The 23801-nt window shown below is 28.8% G+C and carries 21 protein-coding genes; 17 read left to right on the top strand and 4 right to left on the bottom strand.

What is annotated here, in order from left to right:
* The first annotated feature begins 2 nt into the window (after positions 1-2).
* The 14 genes from H574_RS0112600 (at position 3) to H574_RS0112670 (ending at position 12711) form a co-directional block, all read left to right on the top strand.
* Positions 3-749 (top strand): cyclase family protein, encoded by a 747-nt coding sequence (locus H574_RS0112600; protein ID WP_027880923.1) that lies wholly within the window; start codon positions 3-5, stop codon positions 747-749.
* 1 nt (position 750) lies between these two features.
* On the top strand, positions 751-1095 hold the full coding sequence (locus tag H574_RS0112605; protein ID WP_027880924.1) for a DUF4260 domain-containing protein: 345 nt from the start codon (positions 751-753) through the stop codon (positions 1093-1095).
* Positions 1095-1706: a DUF4230 domain-containing protein gene (locus H574_RS0112610; RefSeq protein ID WP_027880925.1), complete on the top strand. Its 612-nt coding sequence runs from the start codon at positions 1095-1097 to the stop codon at positions 1704-1706. Before H574_RS0112605 ends, H574_RS0112610 begins: the two co-directional genes overlap by 1 nt.
* Positions 1707-1823: 117 nt before the next feature.
* Complete coding sequence (locus tag H574_RS14675; RefSeq protein WP_155912676.1) at positions 1824-1964, top strand: hypothetical protein; 141 nt, start codon at positions 1824-1826, stop codon at positions 1962-1964.
* Between the two features lie 8 nt (positions 1965-1972).
* The gene (locus tag H574_RS0112620; protein WP_027880926.1) at positions 1973-2347 is read left to right on the top strand and encodes an MmcQ/YjbR family DNA-binding protein; all 375 of its coding nucleotides are present in this window, start codon (positions 1973-1975) and stop codon (positions 2345-2347) included.
* Positions 2348-2806: 459 nt separating this feature from the next.
* Positions 2807-3220 carry a response regulator gene (locus tag H574_RS0112630; RefSeq protein ID WP_027880928.1) on the top strand — a complete coding sequence of 138 codons (414 nt, stop codon included), beginning with the start codon at positions 2807-2809 and terminating at the stop codon, positions 3218-3220.
* Position 3221: 1 nt separating this feature from the next.
* On the top strand, positions 3222-3761 hold the full coding sequence (locus tag H574_RS0112635; RefSeq protein ID WP_027880929.1) for a heme NO-binding domain-containing protein: 540 nt from the start codon (positions 3222-3224) through the stop codon (positions 3759-3761).
* The gene (locus H574_RS0112640; protein ID WP_027880930.1) at positions 3761-6100 is read left to right on the top strand and encodes a PAS domain-containing sensor histidine kinase; all 2340 of its coding nucleotides are present in this window, start codon (positions 3761-3763) and stop codon (positions 6098-6100) included. Before H574_RS0112635 ends, H574_RS0112640 begins: the two co-directional genes overlap by 1 nt.
* 3 nt (positions 6101-6103) lie before the next feature.
* Positions 6104-7237, top strand: a complete 1134-nt coding sequence (locus tag H574_RS0112645; RefSeq protein WP_027880931.1) for an FIST signal transduction protein — start codon at positions 6104-6106, stop codon at positions 7235-7237.
* Positions 7237-8307 carry a sensor histidine kinase gene (locus tag H574_RS0112650; protein WP_027880932.1) on the top strand — a complete coding sequence of 357 codons (1071 nt, stop codon included), beginning with the start codon at positions 7237-7239 and terminating at the stop codon, positions 8305-8307. Before H574_RS0112645 ends, H574_RS0112650 begins: the two co-directional genes overlap by 1 nt.
* Positions 8294-8611, top strand: a complete 318-nt coding sequence (locus H574_RS0112655) for a hypothetical protein (RefSeq protein WP_027880933.1) — start codon at positions 8294-8296, stop codon at positions 8609-8611. Before H574_RS0112650 ends, H574_RS0112655 begins: the two co-directional genes overlap by 14 nt.
* Positions 8612-8621: 10 nt before the next feature.
* Positions 8622-9329, top strand: coding sequence for a LytR/AlgR family response regulator transcription factor (locus H574_RS0112660; RefSeq protein WP_027880934.1), 708 nt, complete (start codon positions 8622-8624; stop codon positions 9327-9329).
* A 150-nt stretch (positions 9330-9479) separates the two neighbouring features.
* Complete coding sequence (locus H574_RS0112665) at positions 9480-9974, top strand: CAP domain-containing protein (RefSeq protein WP_027880935.1); 495 nt, start codon at positions 9480-9482, stop codon at positions 9972-9974.
* Positions 9975-10089: 115 nt separating this feature from the next.
* On the top strand, positions 10090-12711 hold the full coding sequence (locus H574_RS0112670; RefSeq protein WP_027880936.1) for a DUF6923 family protein: 2622 nt from the start codon (positions 10090-10092) through the stop codon (positions 12709-12711).
* A 55-nt stretch (positions 12712-12766) separates the two neighbouring features.
* On the opposite strand, the gene H574_RS0112675 is transcribed toward H574_RS0112670, so the two are convergent.
* Positions 12767-14833: a tetratricopeptide repeat protein gene (locus tag H574_RS0112675; protein WP_027880937.1), complete on the bottom strand. Its 2067-nt coding sequence runs from the start codon at positions 14831-14833 to the stop codon at positions 12767-12769.
* Between the two features lie 138 nt (positions 14834-14971).
* Between H574_RS0112675 and H574_RS0112680 the strand changes: the two genes are divergently transcribed.
* The 3 genes from H574_RS0112680 (at position 14972) to H574_RS0112690 (ending at position 17862) form a co-directional block, all read left to right on the top strand.
* Positions 14972-15241, top strand: a complete 270-nt coding sequence (locus H574_RS0112680) for an STAS domain-containing protein (protein ID WP_027880938.1) — start codon at positions 14972-14974, stop codon at positions 15239-15241.
* 54 nt (positions 15242-15295) lie between these two features.
* Positions 15296-16540 (top strand): oligosaccharide flippase family protein, encoded by a 1245-nt coding sequence (locus H574_RS0112685; RefSeq protein ID WP_240471272.1) that lies wholly within the window; start codon positions 15296-15298, stop codon positions 16538-16540.
* A gap of 110 nt (positions 16541-16650) precedes the next feature.
* Positions 16651-17862, top strand: a complete 1212-nt coding sequence (locus tag H574_RS0112690; RefSeq protein WP_027880940.1) for a glycosyltransferase — start codon at positions 16651-16653, stop codon at positions 17860-17862.
* A 32-nt stretch (positions 17863-17894) separates the two neighbouring features.
* On the opposite strand, the gene H574_RS0112695 is transcribed toward H574_RS0112690, so the two are convergent.
* The 3 genes from H574_RS0112695 to H574_RS0112705 are packed head-to-tail and all read right to left on the bottom strand — an operon-like array spanning position 17895 to position 23703.
* A complete protein-coding gene (locus H574_RS0112695; protein ID WP_027880941.1) occupies positions 17895-19406 on the bottom strand; it encodes a glycoside hydrolase family 2 TIM barrel-domain containing protein in 1512 nt (503 codons plus the stop codon).
* Positions 19400-20614, bottom strand: a complete 1215-nt coding sequence (locus H574_RS0112700; RefSeq protein WP_027880942.1) for a hypothetical protein — start codon at positions 20612-20614, stop codon at positions 19400-19402. The genes H574_RS0112695 and H574_RS0112700 overlap by 7 nt, the downstream gene beginning before the upstream one ends.
* Positions 20614-23703 (bottom strand): membrane protein, encoded by a 3090-nt coding sequence (locus H574_RS0112705; protein WP_027880943.1) that lies wholly within the window; start codon positions 23701-23703, stop codon positions 20614-20616. Before H574_RS0112705 ends, H574_RS0112700 begins: the two co-directional genes overlap by 1 nt.
* Positions 23704-23801: the final 98 nt, after the last annotated feature.

The raw sequence follows: 23801 nt of genomic DNA on the forward strand, positions 1-23801 counted from the left end.
AGATGAAAACAGTAATTACAATAAACACTATAAAATACACAATAGACTTATCTAAACCTTTAGATATTTCTATGTCAATTAGAGGATCAAAGGATAACGCAAATGCATGGTATATTGAAGAGCCTAAAATTGAACCAGCGCAAATAGGCGAGTGGACTGCAAGTGTAAAAGAAGGTGCGTCTATTAACTTTAATAATATTCAATTTAATCCGCATGCACATGGTACGCATACCGAGTGTGTTGGACATATTACCGAAAAATTTTATAGCATTAATAAATGCTTAAAAACTTTTTTCTTTAGAGCAGAGGTAATCACTGTAGCACCAGAAAAAATAGACGAAGATTACGTGATATCTAAATCGCAATTAAAATTTTTACTAAAACAACGTAAGCCAGAAGCATTAGTTATTCGTACAATGCCAAATACAAAAGATAAGCTTTCTAGACAATACTCTAATACTAATTGGCCTTACTTAACCGAAGATGCGGCAGAATTTATAAAAAAAATAGGTGTACAGCACCTTTTGGTAGACTTGCCAAGTGTAGATAAAGAAAAAGACGATGGTAAATTATTAGCGCATAAAGCATTTTGGGATGTTGATGGTAAGATTAGAAAAAACGCCACCATAACCGAATTTATTTACGTGAAAAATAAAATTCAAGACGGTAAATACATTTTAAATTTACAAATCGCACCTTTTGAAAACGATGCTACACCAAGTAAGCCTATTCTTTATAAAATAGAATAAAATGAAATCTGTTTTAAAACTAGAAGAATTATTACAATTCGCATTAGGTATTTACTTGTTTTCTACCTTAAGTTACACTTGGTGGTGGTTTTTGGTATTAATTTTGTTACCTGATATTGGTATGTTAGGTTATTTAATAAATACAAAAACAGGAGCATTAACTTATAATGTGTTTCATCATAAAGGATTAGCAATTTTAATTTTTTTAGTTGGAGTTTATTTTGAAATCGAAGTCATGCAATTAATAGGAATCATTCTGTTTTCTCATGCTGCTTTAGACCGAGTTTTTGGTTACGGACTTAAATATGCCGATAATTTTAAAAACACACATTTAGGACATATATAATGGAAATTTTTATCTCATTAATCATTGGTGGACTTGTTGTTTTAGCAATATCTACCTATGTAAAACATTTAAAGAACAAAAAAAGAGTTTCATCACAATCGATAATTCTTTTAGATAAAATTAAAAAAGTTTGCAAGTTTATAACTGTAGAAGGCGACTTTGCAGAAATATATCATTACGAAGATGTAAAAGAACGTTTTTTAAAACTAGTCTCAAGTCGTAAAAAAGCATTAGTAGTTATTAATGCAAAAGCACATGTAGGTTTTGATTTTAATAAAATAAGCTTAGAGGCAAACCAAAATACCAAAACAGTTATAATCAAAAGCTTTCCTCAACCAGAAATATTGTCTATAGAAACTAACTTAAATTACTACGACAAAAAAGATGGTTATTTCAATAAGTTTGAAGCAGCAGATCTTACAGCTTTAAACGAAGAAGCGAAACAACATATCCTAAAAAAAGTTCCAGAAAGCGGCTTATATAATGTTGCCAAACAAGAAGCTTTAGAATCTTTACAATTAATAGAAAATATTGTTGAAACTATTGGTTGGACATTAGATTATCAATCCTTGACTATTCATTCAGAAGAGCAACCAAAGTTAACAAAATAACATTTAAACGTTAAAAAATGTAGTTTTGACGTTCGTTTTGTCGAAAAACGAATAAAGAATTCGTTAATTTGTCTTAGTTTTTTTATCTTAAAGAAAAGTTAATTAAAATTTGCTATTATGAACAGATTACTACTTTATTTAAATGAAACCCTAGAAAGTTTAGACATTCCGCCATTAACCAAGGTAGAAACTAAAAACTTAAAAACAAAAAGGAATAACACCTTAAAAAAAATCAAGCAACATAAAATTGAGTCTTAACTCTAAACATGAATTTAGGGCAGGTTTATCAATATTGTCTTCAAAAACCGCAAACAGAAGAAACATTTCCTTTTGATCAAGATACATTAGTTTTTAAAGTATGTGGTAAAATGTTTGCGTTACTTCCGTTAGAAAAATGGGAAGCTGGAGAAGGCTCTATTTCACTTAAATGTGATCCAAAATATGCGTTAGAGTTACGTGAAGAATATGATAGCATAAAAGGCGCATATCATATGAATAAAACACACTGGAATACTATTTATTTAAGTAAAAACGAAATAACTTACGCTTTACTTTGCGATTTAATAGATCAATCATATAGTTTGGTAGTCAGTAAATTAACAAAAAAACAACAAAGCCAATTAAACATAAATAACAATTAATCTATAGATATTTAAGTTTGGTCTAACAAAAAGGGCTAAACGTAGAATAAAATTAAATTTTAGAATAACCATAAGTTAATTTTGCATAAAAAAATGATTAATGGTTAATAAAGGTCTATATCAATCGCATAGTTGCCGTAGTCTATCAACAACTTCTTACAAGCCTTTATACTGTAGTATGCAGCAACTACAATGTATAGATTTAATAGAAGATTATCTAATAAACAAGCAGCAACAGCAACATGTTAGAGGGTTATTAAAGGATTTAGAGCAAACAAAATTATTAGCTCAAAAAAATACTTTGAGAGCTTTAAAATTTTGTAAGTAATTTTTTACGACATTTTATTACCATTCGTCGACACTTAATCGCTTTTGACCTTTAGTTTAAAAGCATTAAACGAAATTAAATTTATGTCTAATACTAATGTTCTACCTTTCGAGAATTATAAATCCCTCGATATGAAAAATAAGTTAAATATCTTATTGATAGAAGATGATATGATCGAAATCATGAAGTTGAATAGAACAATCTCTTCTTTAAAATTAAATCATAACATTGTTGAAGCTAATAATGGAGAAGAAGCTCTTAAAATTTTAGAAAAAAAAGACAATCTACCCGATATAATTTTGTTAGATTTAAATATGCCTAAAATTAATGGTATAGAGTTTTTAAGTATCTTAAAAAACGATGAGGTTTTAAAATATATACCAACTATAATTTTAACAACATCTAATAATCAAAAAGACCTGTTAGAATGTTATAAAATAGGTATTGCTGGATACGTAATTAAACCGCTAAAATACGAAGATTACGTTAGTAAAATAGAAAGAGTATTAAACTATTGGAGTGTTAACGAGTTGATAGTAGTATAAGATGAAAGGAATTGTATTTACGGAGTTTTTAGAGTTAGTCGAAGATAAATTTGGATTAGAGATGGTAGATCGTATTATAGAAAATGCAGATCTACCATCTAATGGTGTATACACATCTGTAGGCACATATAGTTTTTCAGAAATGCTTCAATTACTTCAAAATCTAAGTAGTTATACAAACATATCAACAGACGATTTACTACAAGTATACGCAGAACATTTTTTTAGCGTAATAGAAACAAGCTACCCAGGTTTAATAGCTACTTATAAAGATCCAATTGAAATGCTTTCTTCAATAGAAAATCATATACACGTAGAAGTAATGAAGATCTATCCAGATGCAGAGCTACCTACTTTTGTTATAGAAGAAAAGGGAGAAGGTTACCTAAAAATGATTTACAAATCAAGCAGAGCGATGTATAGATTTGGTTTAGGATTAATGAATAAAACCTTTGAGCATTTTAATGCTACAGCAAATATCGAATTTGAAAAAATAAAAGAAGACGGTACAGAAGTAAGATTTATTATCCACCAACAATAATGAGTCAAAAAGACATTGAAATATTAAAAAGAACATTAGCAAGAGAAAAAGCAGCAAGAAAAGCTGCTGAAAAAATATTAGAGGATAAGTCTAAAGAGCTTTATAATGCTACAAAGCTTTTGCAAAATCATCTAGCAGAAAAATCATCACAATTAAAAGGCGTCTTTGATAATATCTTAGACGCCTATGTTGTTATGGATCTTCCTGGTAATGTCTTAAAATTTAATGACGCAGCAACCAAATTATTTGGGTACGATATTAATAAGCAATCAGTAAATGTTTTAGACTTTGTCTATCATAAAGATTTACCATTGGCATTAGAATCTTTTTATTTACTTAAGACAAAAGGATATTACAGAGACTTTGAAGCTAGAATTGTTACAGGAAATGGTACTATAAAATGGGTGCATATTAACGCAAGTCTTATATTTGATAAACACAAAAAGCCCATTGCAGCACAAGGTATAGTTAGAGATATTACAGAAGAAAAACAATTAAAAAAACAAATAGAAGACCAGCAAAAAAAGCTTAATATAATTGTAGATAACTCACCAATAGGTATTACTCTAACAGATGTAAAAACTCAAGATTTAACATTAGTTAATCAATCTTTTTTAGATATGTTAGGATATTCTAAAGAAGAATTTGATGGCGTTAGTCCACAAGAAATAACACATCCTGAAGATGAGCCAGAAACTAAAGCTATAAGAAAACAATTACTTAAAGGAGAAATTGACAGTGCAACATTACAAAAACGCTATGTAAAAAAGGATGGTTCTTTTTTATGGGCTAAAACAAAAATACTATCTGTAAAAAATAACTCAGGAGATTTAGATTATATAGTAGCCACTATAGAAGATGTTACAAAAGAGCATAAAGCTAATTTAAAGATTTACAAGTCAGAAAAGCAATTATCTACATTAGTACAAAGCTTAGATACTGCAATTTTATTAGAAGATAATAAAAGAAATGCAGTACTAGTAAATAATAAATTTTGTCAATTATTTAAAATAAATGAAAATCCAGAAGATCTAGTTGGGCTAAATTATAATGACATTATTATTAAAAGTAACAGAGCTTTATTTAAAGAAGAAACATTTACCAAAAACTCTGATATTTTAATAAAAGAAAATAAATCAGAGCTTAGAAAAGAAATAACATTAGAAGACGGTACAATAGTAGAAAGAGACTACATACCAATTAATATAGCAGATGGATATAATGGACATTTATGGTCCTATTCAGACGTAACATTAAATAGAACATATCGTAGAAATTTAGAACAACAAAAGCACAAGTACCATAATATTATTGCAAATATGGATTTAGGCTTAATAGAAGCAGATCTAGATGGTAATATTACAATGGTAAACCAAAGTTTACTAAATATGAGCGGCTATACGGAGGAAGAAATATTAGGCAAAAAAGGTAGAGATTTATTTCCTCTAAAATCTGAATCAAGAAAAGTAAAAGAGTTTATAGCTAAAAGAAAAGTAGGTGTTGCTAGTACTTTTGAGTTAAAGGTTAAACGAAAAAACGGAGACACTAGGTTTTGGTTTGTATGCGGATCTCCTAATCTAAACTTAGAAGATGAAGTTGTAGGAAGTGTAGTTGTAGTATTAGATATCACAGATTTAAAAACATTACAACTACAAAAAGAAAGTCTATTAGGTAAACTAGAGAGAAGTAATACAGAGTTACAAGAGTACGCACATATAGTATCTCATGATTTAAAGTCTCCTTTAAGAAGTATACATGCATTAGTTAGCTGGTTAAAAGAAGATAATCAAGGTAAATTAGATCAAGTTAGCCTGCAAAACATTTCTTTAATAGAAAATACGCTAGAAAAAATGGAGCAGCTAATAACAGATATTTTAGAATATTCTAGTATTGGATCAGACTCAAAACTAACAAGTGTAAACCTTGATAATACAATAGAAGAATTGCTTAAAATACTCTATATACCAGATCATATAACTGTTAACATAAAAAATAAACTTCCAACTTTAGAAGGAGATGCAACCAAACTAAAGCAATTGTTTCAAAATCTAATAAGTAACGCAGTAAAATTTATAGATAAAGACAAAGGACTAATTAATATAGATGTAACAGAAAAGAAAACATACTATCAATTCTCAATAGAAGATAACGGGATTGGTATTGATAAAAAATTTCACGATAAAATATTTAAAATATTTCATTCATTAAATAAAAGTAAAGATTCAACCGGAGTAGGATTGTCTATAGTAAAAAAAATAGTCGATCTCCATAAAGGTGAAATTTGGCTAGAAAGTGAGTTAAATAAAGGAACCACTTTTTATTTCACTCTAAAAAAGTAGAAAATGAAAACAGTACAATTAGTAAAACATAAAAACTCCGATTGGAAATATATTGGACAAGAAATAAAACTTAATGCACCATTAGTAATGGTTTTGGGTAACAGATATATGTTAGAAGACGCTAATATATATCAAGATATAAAAACTCTATTTCCTGATGGACAAATAGTTTTTGGATCAACTTGCGCAGAAATTTCATCAAATGATGTTAACCAGCAAAGTATTACAATTACAGCAATAGAGTTTGAAAAATCTACATTTGTAATAAAGACTAGTAACATAAAAAATAATAATCAAGATAGTTACAAAGTAGGTCAAGATTTAATCCAACAATTACCAAAAGATAATTTAAAACATGTATTTGTAATATCAGAAGGTAGTTTTGTAAATGGATCAAAACTAACGCAAGGTATGAATAGTGTTACCCAAAATAATTTGTTAATAACAGGTGGACTTTGTGGTGACGATGATCGTTTTGAAAAAACAATTGCAGGGTATAATGAAAATCCAAAAGAAGGACAATTAATCGCTATAGGTTTTTACGGAGATACTTTAGAAGTAACATTTTCTATTTATGGTGGTTGGACACCTTTTGGACCAGAACGTGTAGTTACAAAATCTGATGATAATATTTTATTTGAATTAGATGGTCAGCCAGCTTTAGATTTGTACAAAACCTATTTAGGTGATAAAGCCAAAGACTTACCAGGTGCTGCATTACTATATCCTTTAAACGTTAAAGTACAAATAGACGACCAACCAATTGTAAGATCTATTCTAAACATAGACGAAACTAATAATTCTGTAATATTAGCAGGAGATATCCCAGAAAATGCTAAAGTTCAATTAATGATGACTAATGTAGATAATATTGCAAATGCATCAGAACGTGCCGCAAAGCAAGCAATGAATTTAAGACAAAACAAACCAGAACTAGCAATGTTAGTTAGTTGTATTGGACGTAAATTAGTCTTAGATCAAAGAGTAGAAGAAGAAGTAGAAGAAGTGATTGAAGTAATTGGTAAAGACGCCACCATAAGCGGATTTTATTCTTACGGAGAAATAGCTCCTTTTGATGGAGAAATATCATGTCAACTACATAATCAAACAATGACAATTACTTTAATAAGCGAATAATGAACTCGTTATTAAAACGACAAATAAGAAAATTTTTACCTGAAGAATTTGCAAAAAATGATGATTTAAAAACATTTTTAGACGCAATAAATAGTTCTTACAACAACTTTGAAGAACAATTTAATATGCAGCAAAGAGCCATGCAACTAAGCTCTGAAGAGTTATTTACAGCAAATCAACAATTAAGAGAAGAAGCAGACGCACAAAAAGAAGTAATAGATAAGCTTAAACACGTCTTAGATACCTTAAAGCTTTATAATTTACCAGAAAACAATAAGGATAATACGCTAAATTTAGATTTAGATGGCTTAAAGCTTATCGAGTTTATAGACAACCAAACAAAAGAAATTGTCGAAATAAATAAACAAAGAGAACAATTACTATCAGAGTTAGCATATCAAAACCAAGAGTTAAGTGATTATGCACACATGGTATCTCATGATTTAAAATCACCTTTAAGAAGTATAGACACCTTAACAGCTTGGTTTAAAGAAGATTTTAAGGATAAAATAGGAGAAAGCGGAAATAAACAATTAGAATTAGTTAGAGAAAATGTAGAAAAAATGGATGCTCTAATTAGCGGCATTTTAGAATACTCTTCTATAGATAAAAATCAATTAAAAATCTATGATGTAGATCTAGATTTAATTGTAGATCAAATCCTAAAAACTATACAAGTACCAAATCATATCACTATTACAAAAGCAAATTTACCTACAGTAAAAGGAGATAAATATAGGCTGCAACAATTATTTCAAAATTTAATATCAAATGCTATTAAGTATAATGATAAGTCTAAAGGAAGTATTGAAATTGGAGTAGAAGATAAAAAACAATACTGGCAGTTTTTTGTTAAGGATAACGGAAAAGGGATAGATAGTGATTACTTTGAAAAAATATTTAAAACCTTTGAAAAGTTAGAAAACCGAGCAGACTCTAGCGGTATAGGATTATCTATCGTAAAAAAAATAGTCGAACTATATCAAGGTAAAATTTGGCTTGAAAGCGAAATAAATAAAGGAACAACATTTTACTTTACAATAAAAAAACAATTAAATGGAACAGCCTAATCTATCTTATATAAATACACTTTCTGGAGGAGATAAAGAATTTGAAGCACAATTGCTAGATGTGGTAAAAAAAGAGTTTCCGACAGAAAAAGAAACGTATTATAAAAACTTAAATAATGAAAATTATAAGCTAGCAGCAGAAAATGTTCATAAACTTAAGCATAAAATTAGTATTTTAGGTCTTTCAAAAAGTTATGACATTGCAATAAATTATGAAAATAATTTATTAGACCATAATACAGATCTTAAAGAAGAATTTGATAACATACTAATTGTCATAACTAATTATTTAGATAACTTATAATTAGTTTTTAATGAATTGTATAATAATAGATGACGAGCTTACAGCAAGAACAATAATAAATAAACTTAGCTCTAATGTGCCAGATATTAATGTGGTAGAAGAGTTTCCTAATGCTATACAAGCTATAAAATACTTAAATCAAAACACTGTAGATTTAATATTTTTAGACATACATATGCCAGATTTTACTGGTTTTGATTTTATACAGACATTAAAAAATCCACCTAAAATTATCTTAACTACATCAGATGCAAATTTTGCAATTCAAGCTTTTGAATATGATTGTATCGTAGATTACCTAGTAAAACCAATAACCCAAGAGCGATTTAATAAAGCATTAGATAAAGCAAAATCAGCAACATTTACATCTAAAGCTACAACAAACCCGACTGAAGAAGACTCTGGTGTAAATGATTTGTACGTAAATATAGATAGACGGCTTATCAAAATAGATATACCAAGTATATACCTAGTAGAAGCAAAAGGAGACTATATTCATATTAAAACAGAAACAAAAAATTATACAGTACATAGTACATTAAAAAAAATACACGATAAATTACCAGATAGTTTATTTTTAAAAATACACAGATCTTATATCATTAACGTAGATAAAATAATAGATATCGAAGATAATAGTGTATTAATAAAAAAGGATGTAATACCTGTAAGTAGATCTAACCGTCCAGAGTTAATGAAGCGTTTAAACTTACTTTAATCGATAGTTTAACTAGGTTAAACGGTAATTGTAAATTTAAAACTTAAAAAATATTCCATTCATCGATACTTTAAAAAGCACTAATCGAATACTTTAACTGTTAAGTAACATAAAAAATAATTTTGTTGTTAGAAATATAAAACTAACAGCATGACCAAAATATACCAACTATTAGCGCTTTTTTTATTTGTATTAATAACTTCTTGTTCTACAGAAGATATTTCAAGTCAAAACGATACTAATCCTGATATTTCAACAGAAATAAATTATAATTCAATAGACTTAGAAATAATTCAACTAATTAATTCTCATAGAGAAGATTTAGGGTTGTCAAAATTAAACTTGCTAGATGTAGCTAGTTTAGAAGCAAAAGCTCACAGTAAATATATGATAGATCAAGGTCAACCTAGTCATGACTTCTTCTTTTTAAGACAACAAAATCTACAAGTTACTGTTAACGCAATACATGTGTCAGAAAATGTAGCTTATGGGTATACAACTGCTCAAACAGTTTTTAATGCATGGTTAAATAGTGATTTGCATAAGCAAAATTTAGAACAATCATCATTATCTGATATAGGTATATATTCAGATGTAGACTCAAGTGGTAAAAGATACTATACCAATATATTTTTAAAGCGATAAACCATTTATCGATAGTTAACTACCATTTAACTTTAGAGTAATAGTAGTAAACGAAAAACACTAATAAACTCTCTTAACCTATATTATTTTTGTTAAAGATTTAATACCCAAAATCATGAATAAAACATTACTTTTTACTAAAATATTAATCGCTCTTTTAATAGGTCAATTAGCTATTGCACAAGACACGCCATTCAATTGTGATTATAATGCATATTTATTTCAAAAAAATGATGTTTACGCAATAGATTTAGCTTCTGGTAATTCTTATGAGGTCGCTAAAGATGTAACTCCTGGAAATATTAATGCAGCAGCCTATAATCCAGCAGATGGATTTATTTGGGGATCATTAAATACGCCTACACAAACAATAATTAGAATAGGTCAAGATTTTCAAGTCACTACCTTTACAATTCCACAATTACCAGATTCTAATAGATATGTAGGAGATATTAGTGCAGATGGTATATATTATTTAAAAAGCGGAGGAACAGATTATTACAAAATAGATTTAAATCCACAATCTGCTAATTACGGACAGTATATATCTACAGAAACTTTAAGTCAAAATATTAATGTACATGATTGGGCTTTTAACGCTGTAGACGGAAATATTTATACAGTTGAAAAAGGAACTAACATACTTTATCGTATTAATCCTTTAACAAGCCAAGTAACAGCTTTGGGTGTTGTACCAATTTTAACAGGATTAAATTATACATATGGCGCTGTTTATTTTGATGCAGATGGTCGTTTTTATGTGTCTGCAAATCAAACAGGTACCATATATGTAATACAAAATGTACAAGATATAAACACTTTGTCTGTTATAGATTCAAATTTATTTGCTTTTGGTCCAGCTAGTTCTAGTAATGATGGAGCACGTTGTCCAACAGCACCAGTATTACAAGAAATTTGTGACAACGGTATTGATGATGATGGCGATGGACTTGTAGATTGTGACGATCCTTCTTGTTCAGGGTTTGGAAATTGTGATGTAATATTACCTCCAACTACTGCAAACGATGGTGGATTAGAAAGTAATGGTAGATTATCTGAAGCTATTAACAAAAGAAATTATAATCGAGTTAAATCTGGTTATAAATTCAATCCAAAAAACGCTAAAAGATTTACAAAAAACAACTCTCAATCTAATTTTAGATCAGTAAATACAACAGAAAGTGCTTCTGTAAATACATCATTTACCCTTCAAGATTTTATACCTTTAACAACTATAAATGAAGATTTTGCAATCGAGTCTACACCAACAGATTTGTTAAATATTACAAATGCAACCGAGGTTTTCTCTGTAGATTATTATCAAAATGATGCTTCTATAGCTTCAATTTTAGCTCTTAAAACAGAAAATGGTGTATACGAGCATACAAAATATATTTGTGATAGATTGTTAGGAGCTGAGTTGATTTCTGTTTCAACAATAATGATTAACGATGAAGAGTTTGTAAAATCAATTATAAAAAACATAGACGGAAGTTTTGAGTACGTCTTAAGTCTATCAGCAAAAGAAGTAAATAATCAAGCTAACTTTGAGATAGAAAGTCACTGGAATTTAGATTTATACCAAGAAAATGTGACTTTTTACAACTTTCAAATTTGGTCAGATTCTGTAGACGATTTATACTTACTAGCACAAGAGGTATTAAATTTATTAGATGCCGAAAAAACCATAACAAATTATAATCTATCTGAAGCACCAACAGTATTTGTAAGAAAAGGAAAGTATATCAATGGTATGTTAGACTTGCAGATTATTAATAGTAATGCTACTAATAGTGTGACATTTGACGCTGGATATAGAACATCAGAAACTAATGATTTTAATTACACAACTTCTACAATAGACTTAAACCAAAACTATATTACTAACGTGCAAGTACCAACTGGTAACCTGTTTGATATAGGATTTAGAATAGGAGATGGTGTAAATATTCCAGACGATTTATTTATGTCTGATGGTCCATGGGGTATTGATGATGCACAACCAAATACAATAGTTAATAACTATGAAGTGCAACCAAATACAATCCAATTTGCAGAAGATGTTTTTCCTATTGAAAGAAATATCACCTTAAACGCAACAACTAATACGTATTTTGCAGCCTACCGCGCATTAACACCAAGGTTTAAAGCTGTAGATGTTACAGATTATAACGTTTTAAAATTTAAAGCAAAAGGAACAGGTAGTTTAGAAGTTGCTTTAGTAAAACAAAGTATTACAAACTGGAATGAACAATATAAAGCTACAGTTAATCTAACTGAAAATTATACAAGTTTTTCATTACCGTTTTCAGATTTTTATTCAGATTTAAGTGCAGAAATTGATCCAAACGATATTGTAACATTAGTATTTACAATGGTAAGCGAAGATGGCTCTACACAAACAAAAGAAATGAATTTACAAGATTTAAGGTTTGAAAGAGGTTTAGCATTATCAGTTTCGGATTTTGAGAGTGATATTAACCAAAACACATTAGTAGCATATCCAAATCCAATGTCTGAGGTGACTAGCTTAAACTTTAATGCTACAGTAAAAGAAAACTTAACACTATCTATTTATGACCAATTAGGTAAGGTTGTTTACAGACAACAAGTAAATGCTAGTGTAGGTAAAAATAAAGTATCAATACAAAGACAAAACCTAATTTCGGGATTATATATATGTAAGTTAGAGAGTGTAAACTCTAACTATAAAAGTTTAAAGTTATTGATAAGGTAACTTTAATTGTTGATTAATAGCGAAGAAAGGGTAAAAGCAATGCTTTTACCTTTTTTTATTCTGATAATTTAAAAACGGGTCTTTTAAAAATTAACCACTTAAACCTAACACCAACTTCTGTGTAAGTAAATCCTGCTGCAGTAGCAGACGCAATATTACTTCTTATACCAAATATATTAGCTAAACATCTATCAGAAAATTTATATCCTAATTTACTTTGTATTCTGTAAGTGCTCTGGCTTTCGTTATCTTCTATAAACTGTAACCCTGTAGCAGCTGTAAGCTCGTAAAACCATTCTTTAGGTTTAGCTACATTTTCATCTTTAATTAGATTAACAAATACTTCTCCAGCATTGAATTGTTCTGGAGAAAAATATATAGTCGGAACTTGATTTTTAAATGTGATATATTGATAATTAAGACCTGCTTTAAGAGATGGTTTAGCTAGGATGTTGTAGTATAGAGATGTAAATAATAAATGCCTGTTGTTTTGATCATTTTGACTAGTATAAAAGTATTGAGTAAACCAGCCTAAATTAAAGTTGGTATTTAAACTATAGTTAGCATAATAATTATTTTGAACAATTTGACGATTTAATAATTCGGCATTAAAATTTTGTAAGTCTCTCTTATATCCAACTTTTAATTGCTGTAATTTAAAAGGTTTTATATCTAATGATACATCAGTTAAAAACTGATTGTAATTAGCATTATTTGCATCTGCACTAGATATACCTGCCATAACATTTGCAGTGATTGTATTTGTTAATTTATAAGATCCGCCTAAAGTAAAATCATTAGAAGTCGCGTTAAAATTAGTAACTTTATTATCTGTTTTTCTATAGATATAGTCTGCTTGAAGTTTCAGTTTTGTACTTAAAGGAAATTGTAAACTGTTACTTAAACTTACAGCATTATTATCTCCGTTGTCAAAAGAATAAGAAGCTTTTCCTTCATAAAAAGGTGTAAAATTATTTTCTATGTTTTTAATAAAGTTTAAAGCATCTTTTTGATTATTGTAAATATTTAATGTTTGTTGCGCAGATTTATAGGCTTGATTGGTTTGGTTTAATGCTTTTAATGTGTTTGCCTTACCTAGATTGCCATCAAAAGAAGTACTATCGTTTTTTAATATAGTATTGTAATCTGTTAAACTCTTTTTAAAGTCACTTTTATAAATATTTAAAGTGGCTCTTAAGGCGAGTATCCAATTGGTATTAGGCTGCTCTTTAATTAAATTGTTTATTAAACGGTTAGCCTCTTTGTATTTTTTATTCCAAATTAATGCCTGGATGTAACGTTCTGTAGTCTGTTTGGTTAAGGACTTGTTGCTTGCTTGCTTTAATGCCTGATAGGCTTCTTTGCTAGTATTTAATGCTAATTTTTCTTTTCCTTTTAAGTGATATACTAAAGCTAATCCATTTAAAGCTTCTATTGTATGAGGTGTTTTGTTTTTTAATTGATTGTAAGTGTTTTGAGCTAAATCTAATTTGTTTATAATTAAATATAGATTAGCTAAGTTTAGCAAAGTCTCTTTATCATTATTAAAAAGTTCTAAATTTTTTAGCAATAATTTTTCTGCCTCTTCATAAGATTGTTCTTGTTGTTTTTTATAAGCGTAACCTAGGTAGATATATTTTTTAGAGGTTAAGGCATTTGGATTATTATTTGAAACGGACAAAGCTTTGTTTACATAATTTAGCGCTTCATCATATTCTTTTAAATTAGATAAAGTGTTTGCATAACTTAGTAATGCAGGAAAACTTTTGGGTTGTTCTATAATTAGTTTTTTAAAGTAGGTTTTGGCTTTTATGTAATTTTTATTCCATAATAAAGATTCTCCATAATTTAATTTAACCTCAAAGTCTTCAGGATAATCATTTACTAGATTAGAAAATAAAGTTAAGGCTTTTTTGGGGTCACCATTTAATCCAACAGCTCTTCCATAACAAAGTCTAGCTGTTTTGTTTTCAGGATATGCTATTAAAATCTCTTTAAAGTAGCTTTCGGCTTTATTGTAATCTCCAGACTCTAAATAAGAAAAGCCTTCTTGCATATTTTGTCCGTTTAAAGAGTAACAAAAAAGAAAGATTAGTAGGCTAATAGTATGTTTTAATTTCATAAGTGACACTTATTTATTGCTTTTTGAGGTAAATAGCTTGTTTGTTCATCTACAGTTATTTGCAATCTATCGAAATACATCAGTTAAGCTTATTGTTTAAGTAGATATTTGCTCTAAATAAATTTAAAGATAAAAATTATGGCATTAACAATAACAAGAGACAAAACTTTATTTGAAATAGTTGGTAGAATTGATACATCTACAGTAAAAAGCTTTGAGACACACTTAAAATTAATGCTAACTAATTTAGAAGATCTTACCTTAAATATAGATAAGGTTTCTAAAATAGATGCCAGTGGTATGAAAGCTATAAGAAACTTATACGATAATGCCATATCTAGTAATAAAAAACTTTGCATTACAGGTTTAGGGTGTAAAGAGATTTATGAAGAATTAAGAAGTAAATAAAAAGAATATAATTAATTGATTTTATTGTAATTTGTTATGCAGCAATCTATTAAGATGATTAAGTCCTTAAAAATTTCTCAAGAGCAATTGTTTATGTTAAGTGTGCTATTGGTAAACGGTGGTAATTACTTATATAACTTATTATTAGGACGTATTTTAGGTCCAGCTCAATTTGCAGATGCGGCGGTATTAATAACATTTTTATTGGTGTTATCTTTTGTAGCAATGACATTTCAATTAGTTACCGCTAAGTTTTCAGTATTATTAGAGAACAATGTTTTAATCAACTTCTTAACCACAATCTATAAAAACTCTACAGCTATAGGTATTGGTTTCGGTACATTGATTATTATTTTTTCTAAGCAACTACAAACAGTTTTTAATACATCTTCATCATCTATGTTTGTCATTTTTGGTGTTGGCGTGCCTTTATATTTTGTAATGAGCGTAAATAGAGGTGTGTATCAAGGTAAAAAGGAATTTAAAAAGTTATCTATAACATACCAACTAGAAATGCTTAGTAGATTGGTGTTAACAATTTCGTTAATTTACTTGTTGGGTTTAAAAAGTTCAATAGTTATAGCTATTGGTATATTGTTGTCTTTTGTATTTGGTCTAATACCATTTAATACCAAAAACTTCAATTTAAACATTAAAGGTCAACTTCTAGCATCAGATAAAAAAGCTATAAAGCACTTCTTGTTAGTTACTGCATTTTACGAGCTTACACAAATTATAATCAATAATAGCGATATTTTATTAGTTAAGCATTATTTTCCATCTCATGATGCAGGTCTTTATGCATCATTAGCTTTGATTGGACGTATAGTATATTTTATAGCATGGATGTTTGTAATGTTATTATTACCAGAGGTAGTACAATTAAAAAAGGAAGGTAAAGACCCATCAAAAATATTGTTTAAGTACATATTGTATATTGCCGCAATAGCTATTACAATAATTGTAGGATGTGCTTTGTTTCCTAATTTAGCTATTACTTTATTATTTGGAGAACAATATTTAGATGTAGCGCCATTATTATGGAAATACGCTACTGCAACTGGCTTATTTGCATTATCTAATATTTTTGCTTATTACTATTTGTCTTTAGATAAGTATGTGCCAGTGTTAATATCTGCAGTATTTGGTGTTTTACAAGTAGTACTAATATTTCTTTTTCATAGCACATTAGAAGAAGTGGTTTACATGCAAATCATAGCAATGGTATTACTCTTACTAGTGCAATTAACTTTTTATATAACAGGTTTAGAAATAAAATCAAAAAGTAGTCAAACTTAACATTCTTTCCATTTGTCTACAGATACTTGCGTTTAATCTTAATACACAGAGATTTATAATCTAATATCATCAAATTTGTATTGTAATTAAATCATTTAAAATTTAATATTATGAAACTAGCAATCGTAACAGCATATCCACCAAGTAAAGTAACTTTAAATGAATACGCTTATCATTTAGTAAAGCATTTTAGACAAAAAGATCAGGTAACAGAAGTAGTTTTACTAACAGATAAAACAGAAGGTGCTAAGGATATAGATTTTGTGAAAAATGGTTGTAGAGTTTCAGTTAAAGAATGTTGGGAATTTAATAGCTACAAAAACTTATTTACAGTAAACAAAGCATTAAACCAAACTAAACCAGATGCAGTATTGTTTAATTTGCAATTTATGAAGTTTGGTGATAAAAAAGTACCTGCTGCACTAGGATTAATGCTTCCATTAGTATGTAGATTAAAAAAGATACCAAACATTGTTTTGTTACATAATATCTTAGAAGAGGTTGATTTAGGAAAAGCAGGATTTACATCAAACAAGTTGCTACAAAACGTGTATAACTTTATAGGTACAAGCTTAACTAAGTTAATATTAAAAGCAGATACCGTAGCAGTTACAATGCATAAATACGTAGATGTGTTAAATAATAAATATAAAAGCACAAATGTGGTTCAAATACCACATGGTACGTTTGAAGTAACCGAAGAACAACCAGAATACACTTTGTCAGATGGACCATTACAAATTATGACCTTTGGTAAATTTGGAACCTACAAAAAGGTAGAGGCAATGATAGAAGCAGTTGTTAAGGTAAGAGAAAAAACAGGTTTAGATCTAGAGGTAGTTGTAGCGGGTACTGATAATCCAAATGTACCTGGTTATTTAGAAGGTGTTAAACAAAAATATAGTCATGTACCACAAGTAAGATATACTGGTTATGTTGAAGAAGAAGAAGTGCCAACTCTGTTTAAAGAAAGTGCAGTTGTAGTTTTTCCTTATACATCAACAACTGGTAGTTCTGGAGTGTTACACCAAGCAGGTAGCTATGGTAAAGCAGTAGTTATGCCAGATTTAGGTGATTTAGCACTTTTAGTACAAGATGAAGGTTATCAAGGAGAGTTTTTTGAGCCAACATCAATAGATAGCTTAGCAAATGCAATAGAAGCAATAGTTACAAATGAAGATTATCGTATGTCTTTAGGAAAAGCAAACTATAAAGCAGCAACAGCTTATCCTATGCAAAAAATTGCCGATATGTATTTAGAGCAATTTGATAAACTTATAAAAAAAAAGAAGCCTCAAACTAATACAGTAATAAATGCGTAAATAGCTTTTTTGTCCCAAAAACTAACTAATTTTTAATTAGTAATATACTTAAATGCAGGTTTTTTATTACCGTTTTTATCGATAAAGCCAAAATGCTTTTGAGCGTTTTTACGCCAAGGTAATCTACCAACAACCTCTTTAGGTATATTTTTAAAATCGTATAAAGTCCAAGACATAAATTGTAAATTATTTTTTGCAATAATCTCTTGGGCTTTTTTGTAATAATTAGCTTGATCTTCTTTGCTATTACCAAAAGGTTTCCAAAAACCAGAGTAAGAAGAAATTCCAAATTCTTGAAGTACAAGTTGTTTGTTTTTTATTTCTTTCTTTAACGTAATAACTTTAGAGTCTAACTCTTCTAAATCTTCATAATAATGAAATGAAACAAAATCTACTTTATCTTTTAAAATAGTAGCACTTTTGGTATTTGACCAACCTATAGTTATAGGATTTATGCTGTCTACAGATCTAACAACATCTATCATGTTATCTAGCCATGCAATAACATTAGCTTTTCCTCTAGATTTAAAATCAAGGTTAGGTTCGTTTTTAATGTCCCAAGCTAATAAAGCATCATGGTTTTTTATGCTATTTACAATAGTTTCGGCATGTCTATGGTTTAGTGTCCAATTTAAAACAGCATAGTCGCCAAAAAAATCAAATAATGTAACAATAACCTTTAAGTTATGTTGTTTTGCTATGTCTAAAGTAGTTTTTAATTGCTTAAGTTTAGTTTTGTCTACATCAGCTTTACCAAAGTCTTCATATTGGACAAAGATTCTTATGGTATTTAAGCCTGCATCTTTTATTATTTTAAAGTCTTTTTTTAAAGTATCCTTAGAGAAAAGGTCTCCAAACATAGCCCAAGGAGCATTTTGGGGATAGTAATTTATACCTTTGATATTTAACGAATCAATAGGTGGGTTTAATTTTGGTTTTATTGGTGTAAAATTTTGTCTTACCGTGTGTCTTATTCGCCAAAAACCATCTTCTAATAATAATATGCTTTTATATGTAGAAGTTTCTTTTGTTTCTAAAACTAAAGAGTCTTTATTGTATACTTGCTTATATTCTAAAACATCTTTATCGGTTACAACTGCTAACTGCCCATCTTCACTAAAAAAATCTAAATTTAAGTTATGCTTAATAGTCGTAGCATTAACTCTTGTGTTATTACTAGTATTGTAATCTATTGTTTGGTATAAATTCTTTCTAGCATGGTCTGTGTAGTAGTCTTTAATTCCAGCTTTTTTATTAGAGTTATAAGCAACTTGTTTTACGTACCATGCATCTAAATAATCGTTTTGTATAGCATTTAGATTTTGATTATCCATTTTTCTGCCTTCATTATTTAGTGGTTGCCATATTACTTTAGGAAGGTATTGTTCTATTTTTTTAATTTCGGTATGTAGCATCTTACTGCGATCTGCTCCTGTATTTAGGTAACTAAATAATCCGCTTATTCCGGAAACTATTAAAGCAATAACAATGATATACGATATTATTAAAATAGACCTGATTATGTTTTTATTTAAACTTACCATAGTTTTAGGTCTTTAATGTTTTTTGTTAAACCAGCTGTTTTTATAGTTAAGTTATAGATATCATCTTTATAAATATCATCTTTTAAATTAAAAGTAACATAGCCATTAAAAGAAGTTTTTTCTATAATGTTTATAATGTCATTATCCTTTTTTATTACCAATTGTACTTCAAGTCCATCAGGTATAAATTGATTCATAAAACTTTTTATAGGACCAACAGTTATAGTACGGTTGTTATTAATAATGGTGTATGGTATGTTTTTTACAACTTGTTCAAATTTTAATGTAATCAAGTTACTTTCTGTAATACCGTCTATGTAAGCCTTTATACTCCAGGAATCTTCATGATCAGGATTAATGATTTTTGCTGTAGCAATACCGTTAATTGTTGTTCCTGTAGTTTGTAGTTTATTGTTGTTTTTATCTGTGATGTAAAAAGTTACATAAGTACCATCGCTAACAATATTGTTATAATTGTCTTTTATAATTGAAGTTTTTAATGTTGTAATTTGGTTACCGTCTGCATAATTATGAGTTCTTTCTGAATAGATATTAAATGGTTTAGGAATAGATGGTTTTACGAAAACAGTAAATTCCTTTGATGCTGTGTTTTTACATTCTGAAGAAATTAATAAACGTCCATCTTTATCTTTAGAATAGATATTTTTGTAAGCAATTAGATTGTCTGTTTTTATAACGTCCAAATACTTTTTATTTAAAAATTGATGTTTGATAATTACTTCTTCATCTTTTCTTATTGGATTGTCTAAACTATCTGTTGGGATAACTACAATCATACTATAGTCTGTTTTTCCTGCATTTATACTTGGCGGACCAATATAGGTTTCAATATTTTTTACTTGTTCTAAAGACTTGATTTTAATACTTCCTTCAAGAGAAGCTTTATTGTCTAAAAGTTTCCAATGTAGTATTCCTTTTTTTGATGAAAAAGATTTAGGTATTTTATACTTTAACACATTATTAGTTAAAGTAGGTTGCATAAGTGTAGAACCATAACTGTTAGTTATGTAAAGTGAAGGTTTGCCGTCAGTATTGGTGCTAAAATTTAATAAAACAGAATCGTTAGCAGTATAAATATTCTTTTTATTAAGTAAGCTATAAATAGGTTTAGATTCACCACTAAATATAGTAATGGCTTTTATGGTAATAAAAGAAAAAAGTAGCAGGTATGTTATCTTACTTTTCATTAAAACGGATTGCCAATGTATGAGTTAATTTCAACCTTAATATACTTAAAAACAGGATGATTAATAGGTTGTAAAACTTGATCTGTATGATTTGTTATTCTATCTGAAACAACTTTTCTAGCTATATCTGCATTAGGTAATCCATTAACAAAAAGGTTGTCTTTAGATTGATTTATAATTTTTATGTTGTTGTTAGTTAGTAATTTGTATTTAAAAGTTTGTTTGCGTTGTTGTCTAATACCATCTTTTATAAATTGATGATCTACCCATAATAAGTTTTTGTCTTTATCGTAGTAACTAATCAATAGTTGAGGTATGGTTACTTCTTGTATGCCTCCATTATATACACTTCCCGAAATCAAACTGTCGGTAATTTTTAAACTACTTAAAGCAACACTTTTATAAAGGTCACTTCCTGCTACATTACCAGCTGCTTGTAAGTTAAATTTTGTAGGTTGCTCTTCTAACTCAACAGGTGTAAATTCGTCAGGATTAAAAGTATCTGGTATAGAGTCTTTTGTTTTAGACCACGCTATGCCTTCAAATTCAATTCTAAAGTTAGTTGTTTCTTTAGGCATTAATTTATGCTTCATATGGTATTTAGCATTGTAGGTAGCTAGCATTTTATTATCGTCATTGTATAATGTTCCTTTAATAATTACATCTGCAGGGACATTGTCTATATTTTGTATTTGACCAATAATAGCATAGCTATTGTTATTTTTTACAAGTTTTGCGTCTGTAATTTCTAAAACAGGTTGTTTTAGGACATCTTCATGATGTGTTTGTTCTGTAGTTACACGTCTGCGTCCTTGATTATAATATTTAGTTTGATTAGCATTATATAGCTGATCTGGCGGTAGGTCGTTATTTAGATCATCAGGTTTTAAATACCATTTACCCTTTTGTTTAATTAAAGTTTTGTGGTCTACACGCTCTATTTTTTCTAAAGGAGTAATCCATTGCGTAATTACTTTTGCAGTAGCAGTACTGTCACTATGTTTTATTATATCAGTTTTAATCTCGTCCATCTTAGCATAACTACTCAATAAACCATCTGTTACAGACACTTCTAGCATATATTGCGCAATACTTAAGTTACTATTAGGATCTATTAGGCTATGAGCTTTTTCAAACTCTTTAAAATCTAAAGCATCATAGTAAGCAATTAAAGCGTTTTTTGGACTTAATTGAGAGTCATTTTTTAAGTAGAAAAGATAAATGCCGTAAATAATAAAACCAGCAAGAAGTAATGACCAAAGATGTATTAATCGTAGTATATTATTGTTAAATTTTTTAAAAACAAAATTATGTTTTAAAAACTCAGGTAATTCTTTTTTACGGGTTTTGAGCATAATAACCCAAAGCATTTGAATATTTAAAATAAATGCAACTAATACAGTTAAAAAAGGCATTATGCCCCAATGTATTTTAAGCCATTTAGCAACATCTTCTTTTGGTAAAATAGAAGCCACAGGAGGAATATTTAATCGCTCCCAAACCATTATACCATTTTCTAATTGTCTTAACCGCTGCCAACCACAAAAGTATAGAATAGGGTCATAAAACTTATCGTTAGAGAATATGTATTTTAAATTATATTTTTCTGGAGTTGTTAAAAACTGTTGTAAAGACCCAATACCAGCTACGCCTTTAAATTTTGAATTTTCAAGACGTTCTATAGGTCTTGTGGTTAATTCTGGTAAACGCCTTGCAGAATGATAATTGCCATCTACAGTCATTGCACTAGTTTGTGCACTTAGCCAAGCCATTTGGTCTCCAAATCCTAATGTTAAAAAACGCCATTTATCATGGTCGTCTTGATTTAAAAAGTTAACAATAGGTAGCATTTTTATTTTTTGAGGTTGAGAAGGTCTAAAATACCCCAAGCTCATTGTAAAAATTACCATAAATACAAATAATCCAGCCAGAATACCACCAATAATTCTGTGGTAAACTGCACCAAATTTTTGTTGAATTAGTGCTTTTAAATCACCTTCTACAAAACGGTAAGCAAATTCTCCTAACAAAGGAATAGACATTATAGAAGCCCAAAGTGTAAACCTGTCTAATGTTAAGATGTTAAAAGCGGTTTCGCCTAACATTTTTAAGGGTATTGGTGTTGTGCCTCCAGTACCTAATATGGTACAGATAGTTATAGAAAGCCCAAAAAACAAATATCGTTTACTGTAATATCTATAAAAAATATAAGGTAAAAGCACTAATAAAACTCCCCAAGGAATTAAGAAAAACACTAATCCTGAAGAAGTTACTTCTAAAAAATTATCTCTAGATCCATGCGGTATTGGTACTTGAGTTATAGGGTTAGTCTTAGAATTTAACCAATACGGAATAATGCATCCAATAATTAAAATTAACGAAGAAAAACCAAAAACGACAATGCGTTTAAATAGCTTAAAAAAACTATTTAAAAACACTTTAAAAGTTACAGCTTTATAAGATCCAGTCTTATCTTTAGATACATCCATTAAGACCATTCCAATTAAAGGAAAAATAAAAAAGACCATCCCAAAAATAGGCGTTACATGGTGGGAAGTAACTGTAACAGATATTAAAGATAAAGATGTTGCTAAATACCATTTCTTACCGGTTTTTAGCCATAAGTAGATTTCTGGTAAAGCATGCATCAAAACAGAAACACCAACAATGCTAGGTAATTGACCAAAAATATGTAAAGTCTCTACAAACGAAGAAGAAAATGTAGCAAGCACACAAGCATAACCAGCTATTTTTTTACTAGAAGTAATTAATAACGAAAATCTGTATGTACCAGTAATAAATAAAACAATAGCAATTAATGCTACTGTAAACATGCCAAACTTAAGTCCGCCAACATAAGATAATAAAGCAATAGATTGATGTACTAATGGCGGGTAGCTTTGTACTGTAAAACCTGTGTACCACTCATAATTCCAAGGTTCAAACCAACTATTAGCATAATGATCTGCAAAAAATAAATGAATTAACGCATCATAAGTATATTCTAAAGTGAAAAATATAGAACTACCATGAAAAGCTAAACCTAAAAGTAAAGCTGCAATTAAAAATTTATTAGACGTTTCTTTCATCAATAAAGCAAAATCTTTATGAGTGTAAATATAAATAAATAAAAAAAGGGTTTGATTTTTAATTATCTATACTATTTAACCATTCGTCGACACATAAC

The organism is Mesoflavibacter zeaxanthinifaciens DSM 18436 (assembly GCF_000422365.1).
In the GTDB taxonomy this organism is placed as follows: Bacteria; Bacteroidota; Bacteroidia; order Flavobacteriales; family Flavobacteriaceae; genus Mesoflavibacter; species Mesoflavibacter zeaxanthinifaciens.